We start from the raw sequence: 13,404 nt of genomic DNA on the forward strand, positions 1-13,404 counted from the left end.
CCGGTATCAGCTGTTTGGGGTGAATTCTGGGAAGGCAAAGGCTGCCGCGATGCGCCGGCGCCATTGCGGCACCAGCCTTGTCAGCCTCACGCCATGATCCTGATAGGCATGCACGAAGCACTCCGCCTCCGTCAGGATCGCCGCATGCTTCGCCGGCAGGTGCAGCCGCCAGCGAAAGACGATCAGGTCGCCGGCCGCCATGGCTGCGACGGGCTTTTCCACGAAGTGCCGTCGCAACCCCTCAAGCAGCCGTTCCTGTTCGGTGGCCTCGGCCCAATCAGGCGCGTAAGGTCCGGGCTGTTCCAACTCATGGCCATGGATCTCGCGCCAGACTCCGCGCACCAGGCCAAGGCAATCGCAGGCGACGCCCTTGCGACTTCCCTGGTGGCGGTAAGGCGTGCCGACCCATTCGAGAACCTCGGCGACGATCCTGTCTTGCAAACTGTCCGGATTGCCTGTCCTCGTCATGGAACCACCGGCTTGCCGTCGAAGACACCGCCCTCGGTGACATAGGAATAGCCGGCATCATTGCCGGGAAGATGCGGAAAGCCTCGGAAATTCAGGGCATTGGCGAATTTCGCCTTGCACGTGGCAAAAGCCTTGTCGCACCCGGCGCGGATCGAGAACGCATCGCCGACCACCATGGGCGCCCCCGAACTTGGCGCCAGGACGAGCATCACGCCGGAGCCGTCGCGGCGATGATCCGTGATCCTTTCGCTGCACCCGGCCCTTGCGCCTGACGTCCAGCTCAGCGTGCCATGCGTGAACCAGCCCGGCTCGAAGCCTGCCAGTCCCGATACCGTCAGCATGTCGGGCGCGGTATGGGCCGTCACCGTCCCGCTGCCCGAAAACTGCGGCTGCGCCAGCGCCACGCCGCAGCGCTGGTCCCCAAGCTCGGCATCGCAGGCGCGACCGATGTAGCGTCCGTACGGCTGGTCGAGCGCGTGTGTCGCGCTCTCCAGTTCGGCCACGAAACGCTGGCCGCTGCGGGTGATCTTGCCGATCGTCGCGGTCCGCAGCAGAGCGAAATGCTGGGGCTCCATCCAGTTGACCAGGAACGTCTCGACCTTGGCATTGTCATAGAGCCCGGCTGCTATGTCGACATCGCGAATGCGCTCGGAAGACAGCGGGCCTTCGACATCGACGGTATCGACGGAAAGGCCGAGCGATGCCCTCGCCTCGCTGGCGCTCAGGCCCGATTCAGGCTCGAACGTCGTGCCGTCCACGACGAGCGACCGATCATGGTCGGTATGGCCGCTCACCGCGCCATCGGCTCTCGTCAGGCGCCAGCAATGGCACACGCTGGTCACTGCTTGACCCAGATGATTGGTCAAACCCTCGGGCATCGTCATAGCCCCACCTCCACCAGCGGAATGGAGGGAATTTGTCCGGCTTTGAATGCGGTAAGGCTGAGCGACAGGCGCTCGACATCGAAGCGGACCGGGAGCGGCTTCAGCCCCTGCTGCAGTGCCATTCCGGCCAGGTTCAAACCGATGCGCCTCAGGATGTCGTCGAGCTCGCGCCCGCTGACCACCGCACTCTTCATCGCGCCGGTCAGCTGCGCGCCAAAATTGTCCGAAAGCCGCTCCAGCGACTGCAGCGCCGTTTGGAACGGCGCTGTGTCGGCACGGATCGAAACCGTCACGTCCTCAGCCATGTCCTGCCTCCAGTCCGTCCGGGAACATCGTCATCAGCGCGGCCAGCTGCGCCTTGCGCGGCGGGCCATCCGGGCCTCGGTTGAGCACACTCATCGCGCGCTCCATTTCGCGTGGCGTCATCATCCAGAATGCTGCAGGTGATAGCCGCAACAGGCCGAATCCCGTGGCCATGACACTGTCCCACGGGAATTCCGCGCTGCTGCCCGCTGCGGCGTCTAAGGGTTCTCCGTTGTCTCCGATGTGGGCGTCGCACCAAAGGTTGTCGTCAGAAGATCCGACACGATCGCGGCAAATCCCGCAGCACCGCCTTCGGCGCGCATGCCGCCGACTTCGTCGTCGGTCAGCTCGTTTCCCGCCCCGCGCAGTCCAGCCCCGATGATGCGGATCATGTCGGTGGCCGACAGCCTGCCGCTCGAGAACCGCGCCACCTGCGCCGACAAGTCGTCGGCGGCGTATGCAGCTTCGAGGTCGGCCAGGGCGCCCAGCGTCAGGCAGAGCCGAAAGCTTCTGCCGTCGAGTTCGGCTGATATCTCGCCGCGTCGCCTGTTCGCCGTCATGGCGTCACCGTGAAGCCGACGACGCCAGCGGATTCGAGCGCCACCTCGAAACTCACCTCGCCGTCGTGATTGCCGGTATATTCCAGCGCGGTGATCTGGAACGGTCCCTCGACCACTCCGAAATCCGGCACCGCAAGCTGCCACCTGACGATCTCGCCGCCAAAGAAGCAGCTGCGGATCCTGGCGTCGGACTGCTGGTCCTTGAAGATGCCCGAGCCGCTGACGGCGGCACGTTGGACACCACTTCCAGCCAGCAATTCGCGCCAGCGCCCGGCCGAATCCGCGTCGGTGATGTCGACGGTCTCGCTATTGAATGCGATGCGATTGGAGCGCAGTCCCGCGACTGTGACAAAACTGCCCAGACCGTTGCTGTCGATCTTGAGCAGAAGGTCCTTGCCCTTCTGTGCGACCATCCGTGGTCTCCTGAAATGTAGTGAGAAAGATGCCGGTTCTCAGGCCTTTGGCTCGGTCACCGCGCGAAAGCGCAGCAACCCGTGCTGCACCGAAAGCCTGTCGTCGAAGCGCGTCTCGGAAAATTCGAGCCGCATGCTGACCAAGTGATGCGTGTCGAGGCTCAGCGTCGCATTGTCGAGCAGCCCGCGCACGATTTCCATGATCTTCAGCGCCTCGCGCTTGCCTTGCGACTTCGACCAGACATGGATGGAGAAAAGCTGCTCGGCGCCGCTTTCGGTGTCGGTGCTCCAGTCATAAACGCTCGTCCGACCGAAGGTCAGGTAGGGAAAGACGACATTGGCCGGCGTCTGGTCGTGGATCTTTGCGCCGCCAAGCAACGCCAACAGCTCTGCGCTGCCGCCGAGCGCGCCAAACACAGCCTTCTGCAATTCAGCGGCCGGGGCGGTCATCGTCTGCCTCCCTCACACGGTCGGTCTCACGTCTTGGCACCGCATCTGCCCGCGCATCGTCACGATAGCCTTGATCGGCGGTTTCCGCCAATTCATGGGCCTTCCAGCGCAGGGCGCGCTTGAGCCCATCAAGGGTCAGCTTCATGGTCACGTTCATGCCCCTTGCTCCTTGGCGCGGCAGACGAGGTAGCGCTGCGTCTCGTCGGGGTCATGCACGGTAACGATACCGAGCACGCGCTGATTTCGGCGAAACCGCATTCCGCTCTTGAGCCCCTCACGCCACCGTACCGTGACGCGATGCGTCGCAGTCTCCAGCGTCTGGTCGGCGCCAAACGTGCTCTGCACGATGATCGGCTCGATGCGGGCAAACAGCGTCGCGATCTCGACCCAACTCTCCGTGTGTCCGCCGAAACCATCGGGCGTCGTCGTGCATTGCTCGAGGGCGAACTCGCTCCTGAGCGCGCCGGGGTCGATGAATGTCGCCTGCATCACAACCTCCGCGCACGGTATCCGGCGAGCAGCCGGTCGTAGCCGCCCGGATAGGAGACCGGCTGTTCATCCGGCCCGAAACCGGCGCGGAACTCGTACCAGTGCGCCACCAGCAACAGGATCGCCCGTTTGAGCAGGTCCGGCACGTCGGTGCCGGCCTCGCCAAAGCCGGCGCGGAAATCGATCTCGACGCCATTCATCGCGCGCAGCCGCTCCTGCGCTCGCGCAAAATGCAGACGCGCCGGCCGTGACAGACTGTCCAGTTGATAGTCCGCCGGATTGACGACCGAGGCCTCGCCCTCGCTGCCGAAGGTCGTCACCGAGACGATTTGCCGAATAGGGTGCCGCGTCAGGTCCACGCAATTATCGGCTGGCCAGTCGTCGAGCACCAGCCGCCAGGTCTGGTCGATCAATGCCATGCCCGTCGTGCGCTCGACATCCTCGCGCGCGGCCCGGATCAGGCCGCCGATCAGGGCGTCCTCGCTTGAGTGGGTGATGCGCAAATGTGCCTTTGCGTCGACCAGCGTCACCGGCTCGACCGCCGGGGCGCCGGTTCTGATAAGGGTCATTCGTCACCTTTGTCTGGAATGGAAGGAGCGGCCCCGGCGGGAGAAACCGGGGCCGCAACGGCAGGCGACCGGGACGGGAGGGGGACCCGTCCTTACCGATCACGCGGTGCCGTATTTGAGCAGCTTGATGGCGCTGAAGTCCTGGACGCCGCCGCCAACACGCTTGGTCGTGTAGAACAGCACATAGGGCTTGGCCGAATACGGGTCGCGCAGGACCCTGACGCCGGTGCGGTCGACGATCAGGTAGCCGCGGGCGAAGTCGCCGAAGGCGATCGGCGTGCTGTTGGCCGCCGCATCAGGCATGTCCTCGGCCTCGACAAGCGGGAAGCCCATCAGCATGGCGCGCTGGCCAGGCGCCGAAGGCGGCTGCCAGAGATAGTTGCCGTCGGCATCCTTGAGCTTGCGGATCGACGCCTGGGTCTTGCGGTTCATCACCCAGTTGGCGTTCTGCCTGTAGCCGGCCTTCAGCGTGTAGACCGTGTCGATCAGCACGTCGGACGGGCTCGATGCCGGCAGCCCGCCGGACACACCGGTGACGATGTAGCCGATGTCGCCCCAGGCCCAGCTCGCCTCGGCCACCTTGTTGTAGTCGAGGAAGCCCTTCGGCTTGTTGGTGCCGTTGCCGCTGACGAAGGCCGTGCCCTCCTGCTCCGCAAAGGCCGCCTCGACCTCCGAAGCGATCCACTGGTCGAGGTCGACGACGCTATCCTCGAGCAAGGCCGCGGTCGCCGCTGGCATGGCGTAGAGTTCCATGGTCGGAAACTGCAGTTCGGCCAGCGTCGGCGTCGCCGTCTGCGGCCGCGCCGCCGTCTCGGCCACCCAGCCGACGGCCGGACCGGCGACGGTAAACGGCTTCTTCAGCACCGCTGCGGAAACCTGCCGCACCGAAGCGATCGAGCGGATCGGCGAAAACGCCGCAAGCCTGCGACCGATCTCGGTTTCCGTCTCGGCGGGCACGAGATAGCCGCCGTCCTGGCCGGAGCCATAGGACATCGCCTTGGCGTCGAGGGCGCGCAACTGGCGGTCGTCGCCGCTGCGCATGTACAGGTCGAAGGCATCCTTGTGCTCGCTCGGCCCGGCGCGGTTGCCGTCGCGGCCCAGCACCGGTCGCACACGCTTCAGCGAAAGGCTGTCGAGCGCGCGTTTTTGCTCATCGAGCGCACGCGAGATGCCGAAGGCATCCTTCAGGTCGAGCGTGTCGCCGGCCGCCTTGGTTTCGGGGGCACGCGGCGCGTGGTTCTCATTCATACGCTGCTTCCTCTTTGTTTGATCATGCGTGTGGCCTCGCGGATATGTTCGGCGAGGCCGGTCTCGGTTCCCCATGCTGCGTCCCGCTTGCGCACGAGGCTGGCGAAGCCTTCGGCGATGACCGCCCGGGCGTCGCTCCTGGTCAGCCCCGCATCCCGCGTAAGCCAGCCTTCGAATTGTCGGGTCGTCGGCAGCCGCCCACGGCCTTTGACCGTTTCGATGCGCGCCTCCGGCAGCATCGGAAAGGTCACGATGGAGATCTCCCAGAGATCGGCTTCAAGGATGTGGCGGATACCGCTCGCCTGGTCCTTGCGCGCCTTTACCGCGCGAAATCCGATCGACAGCCCGTCGAGCGCACCGCCGCGCAACAAATTGTGCACGTCGCGGGCACGGCCGACATCCTTGGCCAGCCTGCCGCGGACAAACAGGCCGCGCCGGTCCTCCTTGAGCTCGGTCCAGGTGCCGATCGGCTGGTTCGGATCATGCTGGAACAGCATGCGGATGCCCCCAGCTCCTCGCGTCCTGAGCGACTTGGCAAAGGCACCGCGCTCGACGACGTCCTTGCCGAGGTCAACGCGACCAAACAGGCTCGCATATCCGGAAAACGTGCCATCGGTGGCGACCTCGTCGAGCACCAGGTCGACGAGCTTCTGTTCGCCGCGCAGCACCGCAGCCCCATGCATCATGTCAGCCATTCCTTTTCCGTCTGTCTTCAAACCAGCGACCGATGCGATTGCCGTCGAAGGCGCGCATGACGAAGCCCAGCGCCCACCAGGCGCACAGGCTCGCTGCCGCGGCCCCCATCATCATCATCTCGGAGGGGCCGATCAGCCGCTCGACGCCCAATTCGGAGGCGATCTTGAGACCCGCCGTCCCGCCGAAAACCAGGCCGCAGACGACGCCCACGGCAAAGCGCACAGCCGCCTCGCGCCGCCCGTGCGGCAGGATGTAGGCGAGCGAAATCGCCGAGCCGGCGACCGCACCCGCCCCCTTGGCCAGCCATAGCCAGCCGGGATCGGAGATTTCCGTCATCGTTTTCAGGTTCTCTTGTTGGAAAGATCAGCCGCGCGGGGGATAGCCCACGGCCTCGCGCTTTTCGTCGTCGCTCAGGAAGCTTGCTGCCTCGAGACGGGTCCACAGCGCGTCACGCTCGCCGGACAACCCTTCCACCTGGTCGGCGTCGTACCAAAGCCGCAAGCCTTCGCCGAACGCCGACGCCAGCCATGCCGACAGCTCTTTCGCGGTGCGTGCCACCAGCGGCAGCACGGTCAGCCTATAGAAGGCGCGGTTCGCCTCCTGGTAGTTCGAATAGGTATTGTCGCCGGGAATGCCGAGCAGCATCGGCGGCACGCCGAAGGCAAGCGCTATGTCGCGGCTTGCCGAGTGCTTGGCTTCGATAAAATCCATGTCCTTCGGCGTCAGCCCCATGGCCTTCCAGTCGAGCCCGCCTTCGAGCAGTAGTGGCCGTCCGGCGCGCGTGGCCCCCGAATAGCCCTCCTCGAGTTCGGCCTTCAGCCGGTCGAACTGCTCGTCGCTGAGATTGCCGCCCTCCTTCGGCGCATAGACCAGCGCTCCCGACGGCCGGGCCGAGTTGTCGAGCAACGCCTTGTTCCAGCGCCCGGCGGCATTGTGCGTGTCGAGCGCGATCAGGGCCGCTTCCAGCGGCGCGAAGCCGTAGTGGTCGTCGAGCGGATGGAACAGCTTGAGATGCGCCGCCCCGCCGCCTTCGCTCAGGCCAAGCGCGATGCGGCGCCGCTGGCTGCCCTCGCGATGTTCGAGCGCCATCGGCCAGCCGCGGGCATCCGTAGCCACAGCCACCCGGTCCGGCCGCAACAGGTGCAGCTCGCGCGCCCCGCCGGCAGCCTCGACCAGCTCGACATAGGCGTTGCCCGACAGCAGCAGATGTCCATACAGCGCTTCCATGAAGCTCGCGCCGGCCTGCCGCTCGTTCGGCCGTTCGAACAGCCTCAGCATGACGTGATCGTCGAGTTCCGCTACGCCCTCGTAGAGCAGCCAGGGAATGGTCGCTGCCGTCTCCGCGATCAGCCGCACCGAGCGGTGGACGATCGGATTGCGCATGAAACCTTCGCGCGCCAGCGTCGCATAGTCGCGACGCGTCCATCGCGCCTCGCCCTGGGCGTGGATGGCGACAAAACCCGTCGCCCCGCCGCTCTTGCGTTCGGGCACGACGCTACCCTTCCCGGCCCCCCGGGACCAAGGCCAGTTCACAGCCATATCGTTTCCTGTTCAGAGAAAATCGCGGATTCGCGGTTCGGTCTGCCACTCCGGCGTCAACTCGCCGATCGCCCAGACCAGCGCATCGACGCGGTCAGGAGACCGGCCATTCGAAAGCCCGTTCGGGCCAAAATCGCACATTTCATCTTCCAGCGCCGTAAATCGCCCGGCATGAAGCACCTTGCCCTGCTGGTAGAGCGCGGCGATTGGCTCGGCGCGCAGCCACTTGGACCGTCGCGCCCTGACCGCCTTTACCGGCACCGCCGGGTCGACGGTTCGGATGACCGCACTCACCATCTCGCCGCCCTGGTTGGTCTCGGCGACGATGCAATCAGCCTCCAGGCGGTGAAACAGCCTGACTGCCGTGCCGGCCCAATCCTGCGGCTTGGCGGCCCGCACCGTAGCATCGGCGAGCACCACCGCCCTGCCCACACCGTCAAGACCGACGGCTACGATGCCGCACGCATCCGACGTCTTTCGCGAACTCGCCGGCGGATCGACCGCCACGACCATCCGACGCAAGTCAGTTGCCTCATCAACCAGTGCCCGTTCGAGCATATCCCGCGACCACAAGGCATCGTCGCGATCCTCGATCACTTCGCCGTCCAGTTCCTGCCGCCCAAGCACGCTGCCGCCATAGCGGCCGCGAATGGCGTTGAGGAACCCCGGCGCCAGGTTGGCACCGTTTTCATCCGAGCGCATGCGCGTCACCATCACTTGCCGATCGGCAAGCAGGCGCTTCAGCAGCGGCACGGGTCGCGGCGTCGTGGTGATGATTTGCCTGGGCATGTCGCCGAGCCGAAGGCCGAACTGCAGCATGTCGAAACAGGCATCCGCATGTTTCCACTTCGCCAGTTCGTCGCACCACGCCGCGTCGAACTGCGGGCCGCGCAGGCTGTCGGGATCCTCCGACGAAAAAATCTGCGCAACGGCACCGCAGTCCCAGACCAGCCGCCTGCGGCTTGGCTCGAAGCGCGGCCGGTCGTGGCGCGAAATAGTCATGATCCCCGAGGGGCCCTCGATCATCACATCGCGCACATCGGCCAGCGTCTCGCCGACGAGCGCGATGTGGGAATGCTTCCTGCTGGCAAAGGGCGAAAGGCCCCGAACCATGCTGTTCACCCACTCGGCCCCAAGCCGGGTCTTGCCGGCACCTCGTCCACCGACCACCAGCCAGGTCGCCGGCCTAGCTTCCAGCGGGTATTGAGCAATCCGCGCCGACTGGAACCATTCTTCCGCGATCAGCCAAACCTCACGGTCTGTCAGGCTCGCCCGCGCCCAGCACCCGAGCATAGTCTCGGGCGAGTTCGATGATGCGTCGATCGATCCTGGCAAGCACGTCGGCCATTTCTGCATCGCGTTTCGTCTGGCTCACTTTCGCAGCATCGCCTCCGCTCATCAGTTCGCCGATCTTCTCGACCGTCCTGACGATCGAAGCGACCATGTCGACCTGGCTCTTGTCGAAGACGCCTTCACTTTCCAGCCTGAGCGTCTCCACCTGCCCGATGAGGGAGTCTGCGAGCCGCGCAAGGCGCTCGTCGAATTCTCCCAATGCGGCTTTCACCCAGCCTTCGCGGACAATCCGCTTCTCGATCGAGGCGACCGCATGGCCGCTTGCGATCGCCAGCACTCCGGCATCCGCCGGCCTGCCCTCATAGAGCGCGCGCAACGCGCGCCAGCATTCGTTCGCTTTCGCGCCCAACGATGCCTCCAGGACTGATTGTGATGGGAAATCCGTCAAAGCGCGGGCGGGTCGGTGCCGCTGGCCACACTTCTTCGACGATAGACAAACACTAGCAAAGCACCGTCACGCTGTCAAGAATATATTCCTATCTTGGCAACTTTTTCCGATACCCACCGTTGAATCCGGCGTCCCCTTGCCGCGCCGCTCAAAATCGAGGACAAGTCGACATGGGCCGAGGGACGCGCGCCCTCAATTCGCCAGCACAAGTTTTTAGGTATAAGCTGCAGTCACGCGCCGGGCCCATCTCATATGGAAACTCCTTCCCTCGAACCACGCAAGAAAAGAGGCCGGCTGTCCGCGGGCCTGCTGGCCGTCGATGCCTGGCTCGACTCCACGCTCTACGAGCTCCGCTTCAAGGCGCAGCAGTTCTGGGAAAGCGCCACCATATTCTTCCGCCGCTTCCGCGTCAAAGGCTGGCGCCGGGGTGTCATCGAGGTCTTGAGCGAATCCTTCACCATGGCGGCCGGCGGTTCGGTGGTGATGCTGGCACTGGCGATGCCGGCCTTCCAGGAAACAACCGGCGACTGGCGCAACCGCGACGATTTCGCCGTCACCTTCCTCGATCGCTATGGCAACGAAATCGGCCAGCGCGGCATCATCCAGCGCGATTCGGTCCCCGTCGACGAAATGCCGGACCATGTCATCAAGGCGGTGCTGGCGACCGAGGACAGGCGCTTTTTCGAGCACTACGGCATCGACTTCCTTGGCCTGATCCGCGCCATGTCGGAGAACATGCGCGCCAACTCTGTCGTCCAGGGCGGTTCGAGCATCACGCAGCAGCTCGCCAAGAACCTGTTCCTCACCAATGAGCGCACGGTCGAGCGCAAGATCAAGGAAGCCTTCCTGTCGCTGTGGCTGGAATCAAACCTGTCCAAGAAAGAGATCCTGCAGCTTTATCTCGACCGCGCCTATATGGGCGGCGGCACCTTCGGCATCTCCGCCGCCGCGGACTTCTACTTCGGCAAGCAGGTCAAGGATCTCAATCTCGCCGAGGCCGCGATGCTCGCCGGCCTGTTCAAGGCACCGTCCAAATACGCTCCGCACGTCAACCTCCCCGCAGCGCGCGCGCGCGCCAACGTCGTGCTCTCCAACATGGTGCAGGCCGGCTTCATGACGGAAGGCCAGGTCTTGTCGGCGCGCCTCCATCCCGCCACCGTCGTCGACCGCGGCAAACTGAAGAGCCCGGACTATTTCCTCGACTGGGCCTTTGACGAGGTGAAGCGGATCGCCGAAAAATCTGGCGTCCACTCGCTGGTCGCCCGCACCACCATCGACATGAATATCCAGAACGCAGCCGAAGAGTCGGTCGAATTCCACCTGCGCCAGTTCGGCAAGGAATACCACGTCACCGAGGGGGCTGTGGTCGTCATCGAGACCAATGGTGCGGTTCGCGCCATCGTCGGCGGCCGCGACTACGGCACCAGCCAGTTCAACCGCGCCACCAAGGCCCAGCGCCAGACCGGCTCGTCGTTCAAGCCCTATGTCTATGCGACCGCCATGGAACATGGCTTCACCCCGGAATCGGTCATCTCCGATGGACCGATCAGCTGGGGCAACTGGTCGCCGAAGAACTACACGCGCGGCTTCTCGGGCCGCATGACTCTGACGACCGCGCTGGTCAAGTCGATCAACACCGTGCCGGTGCGGCTGGCCAAGGACCATCTCTCCATTCCGCCGATCAAGGCGATGACCGAGGCCATGGGCGTCGAATCCCCCGTCAGTTCGCACAAGACCATGGTGCTCGGCACGTCCGGCCTGACCGTCATGGATCAGGCCACCGGCTACAGTGTTCTGGCACAGGACGGGATCGTCGGCACCCGCCACGGCATCACCCAGTTGCTGACGCATTCAGGCAAGGTCGTCTACGACTGGTCCAAGGATGCTCCCCCGCCCCACCGCGTACTGTCCGAGCAGGCAGTCTCGTCGATGAACTCGATCATGGTCCAGATCCCCGAGGTCGGCACGGCCCGCAGGGCCGCCCTCCCGGGCATCCGCTCCGCCGGCAAGACCGGCACCACCCAAGCTTACCGCGATGCCTGGTATATCGGCTACACTGGCAACTACACCGCCGCGGTCTGGCTCGGAAACGACGATTTCTCCACGACCAACGAAATGACTGGCGGCTCGCTGCCGGCCATGGTCTGGCAGCGCCTCATGGCCTATGCGCATCAGAACATCGACCTGAAGCCCATTCCCGGCATCAAGAACCCCTTCGTCGACCCGGCAGCGATCGCCAAGGCCGAGGAAGCGGCCAAGAAGGGAGCGGAGCAGGCGGCGGACGACTCTGCCGACCGTCCTCCGGTCCTGTCGAGCACGACCACGCGCGCGCTCCGCGAAATCGCCGACACCTTCCACAACGCGCCGGCCATCGAACCGCCGCCCGAACCGGAAACGCTGTCGGCGCTGTGATGCTGCGGACAGCCTGCCACCAACCATTGCGATCCCGGTTGCAGCCGTTCCCGGCTTGCCTTCCTGTCGATTGGCGGGATATTCCTCCGCTTGTTCCATCCTGCGGCGGCCCATGCTGAAACAAACGTTCCTGATAGGTCTCGCGCTTGCCATCGCCGTCGGCGGCGGTGCTGCCAGCGTGGGCTTCGTGCTCAATTCGCAGGAAGGCATCGGCGCCGTCACGGTCGGCCCCTGGACGGCCTTTCCCGATATCGGCACACCGGATGCAGACCCCTATTCCAAGGCCCGCGTAGCCCGCGACGGCATACTTGCCCTGGGCCGCGCCGAGGGCCTCAGCTTCATCGCCGAAAAAGATTCCGGAGGCGCCAATCTCAAGCGCGAATGCAGCTACCGCGTCGAAGGTTCGTTGCCGGTTGCAAGGTTCTGGACCATTTACGCATCCGACAAGGAGCAGGTCGCGCTGAAGTCGGGGATGCGCCGCGATCCCGACCTGCACTCGCTCGAGGTGCTGCGCCAGCCCGACAACTCTATCGAAATTGCTGTCGGCGCGCGGGCGACGCCGGGCAACTGGCTTGCGGTGTCGGGCGCCGGCGACATGAACCTGGTGCTGACGCTTTACGACACGCCGATTGCCAGCAGCACGGGACTTTCCGACATCGAAATGCCCCGCATCGTCAGGGTGCAGTGCAATGCGTAGGCTGCTCCACGCCCTCCTGCTCGGGCTTATCGGCGCCGGCATCGCCCATATCGTCGTCCTGCTGCTGGTACCCAATTTTTCTGAGCGGGACGCATGGTCGCGGCTGGCCATGGCGGCGGGCCCCAACAAGATCGTCCGTCTCGACAAGGAGATCGATGGCGCACCGCTGGTCAAGTCGCTCGATCCGTCCTTCTACGATGCTGCCTGCCGTTTCGATCTCACCGAAGGTGTCGTCCGCATCGACAATGCCGGCAAGGTGCCCTACTGGTCGGCCTCGGTCTACGACCGCAGCGGCCAGAACATCTACAGCTTCAATGACCGCACCCCGCCCGACGGAAACCTCGACTTCGTCGTGCTGACCCCCGCCCAGATGATCGAACTGCGCAAGGATCTGCCCACGGAATTCGAGAAGTCGATCTTCGTCGAAACGCCGATCGACGAGGGAATCGTCGTCGTCCGCGTCTTCGTTCCCGACGACAGCTGGAAGCCCAAGGTTGAGCGCTTCCTCGATGGCATCAACTGCGAGGTTCAGTAGGCGGAAGCCCCTGTATCGCGGTCGTCCTCGACGCCTTGGCAACCGGTCTCCTTGCGGCGCGACACGTTCCTTCGTGCCAGGCGCTCGCCGGCCGCTGCAGTGCTGGCTGTGGTGCGCTCATAGCGGACGCCCGGGAAAATGACGATGGATGCCGAACTATCCGCTGTACGCGGGGCCTGGCGGGCGCCCGCACTGCGTGGCACGAATGGCACTATGCTGCCCATGGCTGGCGATTTCCTCTCGGTTGGACCGGAGCAAGCACGCAACGCCTCCTTCTTGATAAGGACAGCATAGTGTTAACAGTCCGCTAACGCTCTCAGCGGCCTTACTTACTTTCCGGGCTGTTCGATCTTGGCACTGCGCGAATGCGCAACTGCACACTGGACCAGATGCCGTGCGA

Annotated in this window: 20 protein-coding genes; 3 read left to right on the forward strand and 17 right to left on the reverse strand. The window is 64.7% G+C overall.

Features of this window, described 5'->3' with window-relative positions:
• Positions 1-6: 6 nt before the first annotated feature.
• From ABSY17_RS18135 to ABSY17_RS18210, 16 genes are all read right to left on the reverse strand, one after another.
• Entirely contained in the window at positions 7-468 is a 462-nt protein-coding gene (locus ABSY17_RS18135) for an NlpC/P60 family protein (RefSeq protein ID WP_378943666.1), read from the reverse strand.
• Entirely contained in the window at positions 465-1,352 is an 888-nt protein-coding gene (locus ABSY17_RS18140; RefSeq protein WP_378943668.1) for a DUF2163 domain-containing protein, read from the reverse strand. The genes ABSY17_RS18135 and ABSY17_RS18140 overlap by 4 nt, the downstream gene beginning before the upstream one ends.
• Positions 1,349-1,657 (reverse strand): hypothetical protein, encoded by a 309-nt coding sequence (locus ABSY17_RS18145; protein ID WP_378943670.1) that lies wholly within the window; start codon positions 1,655-1,657, stop codon positions 1,349-1,351. The genes ABSY17_RS18140 and ABSY17_RS18145 overlap by 4 nt, the downstream gene beginning before the upstream one ends.
• Positions 1,650-1,829, reverse strand: a complete 180-nt coding sequence (locus tag ABSY17_RS18150) for a phage tail assembly chaperone (RefSeq protein WP_378943672.1) — start codon at positions 1,827-1,829, stop codon at positions 1,650-1,652. Before ABSY17_RS18150 ends, ABSY17_RS18145 begins: the two co-directional genes overlap by 8 nt.
• Positions 1,830-1,873: 44 nt before the next feature.
• A complete protein-coding gene (locus ABSY17_RS18155) occupies positions 1,874-2,215 on the reverse strand; it encodes a gene transfer agent family protein (protein ID WP_378943674.1) in 342 nt (113 codons plus the stop codon).
• Positions 2,212-2,628 carry a phage major tail protein, TP901-1 family gene (locus ABSY17_RS18160; RefSeq protein ID WP_378943676.1) on the reverse strand — a complete coding sequence of 139 codons (417 nt, stop codon included), beginning with the start codon at positions 2,626-2,628 and terminating at the stop codon, positions 2,212-2,214. Before ABSY17_RS18160 ends, ABSY17_RS18155 begins: the two co-directional genes overlap by 4 nt.
• A 39-nt stretch (positions 2,629-2,667) precedes the next feature.
• Positions 2,668-3,078: a DUF3168 domain-containing protein gene (locus tag ABSY17_RS18165; protein ID WP_378943678.1), complete on the reverse strand. Its 411-nt coding sequence runs from the start codon at positions 3,076-3,078 to the stop codon at positions 2,668-2,670.
• Positions 3,059-3,235: a hypothetical protein gene (locus tag ABSY17_RS18170; RefSeq protein ID WP_378943680.1), complete on the reverse strand. Its 177-nt coding sequence runs from the start codon at positions 3,233-3,235 to the stop codon at positions 3,059-3,061. The genes ABSY17_RS18165 and ABSY17_RS18170 overlap by 20 nt, the downstream gene beginning before the upstream one ends.
• Positions 3,232-3,567 carry a phage head closure protein gene (locus ABSY17_RS18175; protein WP_378943682.1) on the reverse strand — a complete coding sequence of 112 codons (336 nt, stop codon included), beginning with the start codon at positions 3,565-3,567 and terminating at the stop codon, positions 3,232-3,234. Before ABSY17_RS18175 ends, ABSY17_RS18170 begins: the two co-directional genes overlap by 4 nt.
• On the reverse strand, positions 3,567-4,136 hold the full coding sequence (locus ABSY17_RS18180) for a head-tail connector protein (protein ID WP_378943684.1): 570 nt from the start codon (positions 4,134-4,136) through the stop codon (positions 3,567-3,569). Before ABSY17_RS18180 ends, ABSY17_RS18175 begins: the two co-directional genes overlap by 1 nt.
• 99 nt (positions 4,137-4,235) lie before the next feature.
• Positions 4,236-5,384: a phage major capsid protein gene (locus ABSY17_RS18185; RefSeq protein ID WP_378943686.1), complete on the reverse strand. Its 1,149-nt coding sequence runs from the start codon at positions 5,382-5,384 to the stop codon at positions 4,236-4,238.
• Entirely contained in the window at positions 5,381-6,070 is a 690-nt protein-coding gene (locus tag ABSY17_RS18190; RefSeq protein ID WP_378952840.1) for an HK97 family phage prohead protease, read from the reverse strand. Before ABSY17_RS18190 ends, ABSY17_RS18185 begins: the two co-directional genes overlap by 4 nt.
• Before the next feature lies 1 nt (position 6,071).
• Positions 6,072-6,416 carry a DUF6107 family protein gene (locus ABSY17_RS18195; RefSeq protein WP_378943688.1) on the reverse strand — a complete coding sequence of 115 codons (345 nt, stop codon included), beginning with the start codon at positions 6,414-6,416 and terminating at the stop codon, positions 6,072-6,074.
• A 27-nt stretch (positions 6,417-6,443) separates the two neighbouring features.
• The gene (locus ABSY17_RS18200; RefSeq protein WP_378943690.1) at positions 6,444-7,619 is read right to left on the reverse strand and encodes a phage portal protein; all 1,176 of its coding nucleotides are present in this window, start codon (positions 7,617-7,619) and stop codon (positions 6,444-6,446) included.
• 12 nt (positions 7,620-7,631) lie between these two features.
• Positions 7,632-8,912 carry a DNA-packaging protein gene (locus ABSY17_RS18205; protein ID WP_378943692.1) on the reverse strand — a complete coding sequence of 427 codons (1,281 nt, stop codon included), beginning with the start codon at positions 8,910-8,912 and terminating at the stop codon, positions 7,632-7,634.
• Positions 8,872-9,321, reverse strand: a complete 450-nt coding sequence (locus ABSY17_RS18210) for a hypothetical protein (protein WP_378943694.1) — start codon at positions 9,319-9,321, stop codon at positions 8,872-8,874. Before ABSY17_RS18210 ends, ABSY17_RS18205 begins: the two co-directional genes overlap by 41 nt.
• Positions 9,322-9,612: 291 nt before the next feature.
• Here ABSY17_RS18210 and ABSY17_RS18215 point away from each other — a divergent pair, with 291 nt between their 5' ends.
• The 3 genes from ABSY17_RS18215 to ABSY17_RS18225 all read left to right on the forward strand — a co-directional run bounded on the left by ABSY17_RS18215 (position 9,613) and on the right by ABSY17_RS18225 (position 13,004).
• The gene (locus tag ABSY17_RS18215; RefSeq protein WP_378943696.1) at positions 9,613-11,772 is read left to right on the forward strand and encodes a transglycosylase domain-containing protein; all 2,160 of its coding nucleotides are present in this window, start codon (positions 9,613-9,615) and stop codon (positions 11,770-11,772) included.
• 112 nt (positions 11,773-11,884) lie between these two features.
• A complete protein-coding gene (locus ABSY17_RS18220; protein WP_378943698.1) occupies positions 11,885-12,469 on the forward strand; it encodes a DUF1214 domain-containing protein in 585 nt (194 codons plus the stop codon).
• Positions 12,462-13,004: a DUF1254 domain-containing protein gene (locus ABSY17_RS18225; protein ID WP_378943700.1), complete on the forward strand. Its 543-nt coding sequence runs from the start codon at positions 12,462-12,464 to the stop codon at positions 13,002-13,004. The genes ABSY17_RS18220 and ABSY17_RS18225 overlap by 8 nt, the downstream gene beginning before the upstream one ends.
• On the opposite strand, the gene ABSY17_RS18230 is transcribed toward ABSY17_RS18225, so the two are convergent.
• Positions 12,998-13,228, reverse strand: coding sequence for a hypothetical protein (locus tag ABSY17_RS18230; protein WP_378943702.1), 231 nt, complete (start codon positions 13,226-13,228; stop codon positions 12,998-13,000). The genes ABSY17_RS18225 and ABSY17_RS18230 overlap by 7 nt on opposite strands.
• Between the last annotated feature and the right edge of the window lie 176 nt (positions 13,229-13,404).

It is taken from the genome of Mesorhizobium sp. ANAO-SY3R2, from assembly GCF_042466635.1.
In the GTDB taxonomy this organism is placed as follows: domain Bacteria; phylum Pseudomonadota; class Alphaproteobacteria; order Rhizobiales; family Rhizobiaceae; genus Aminobacter.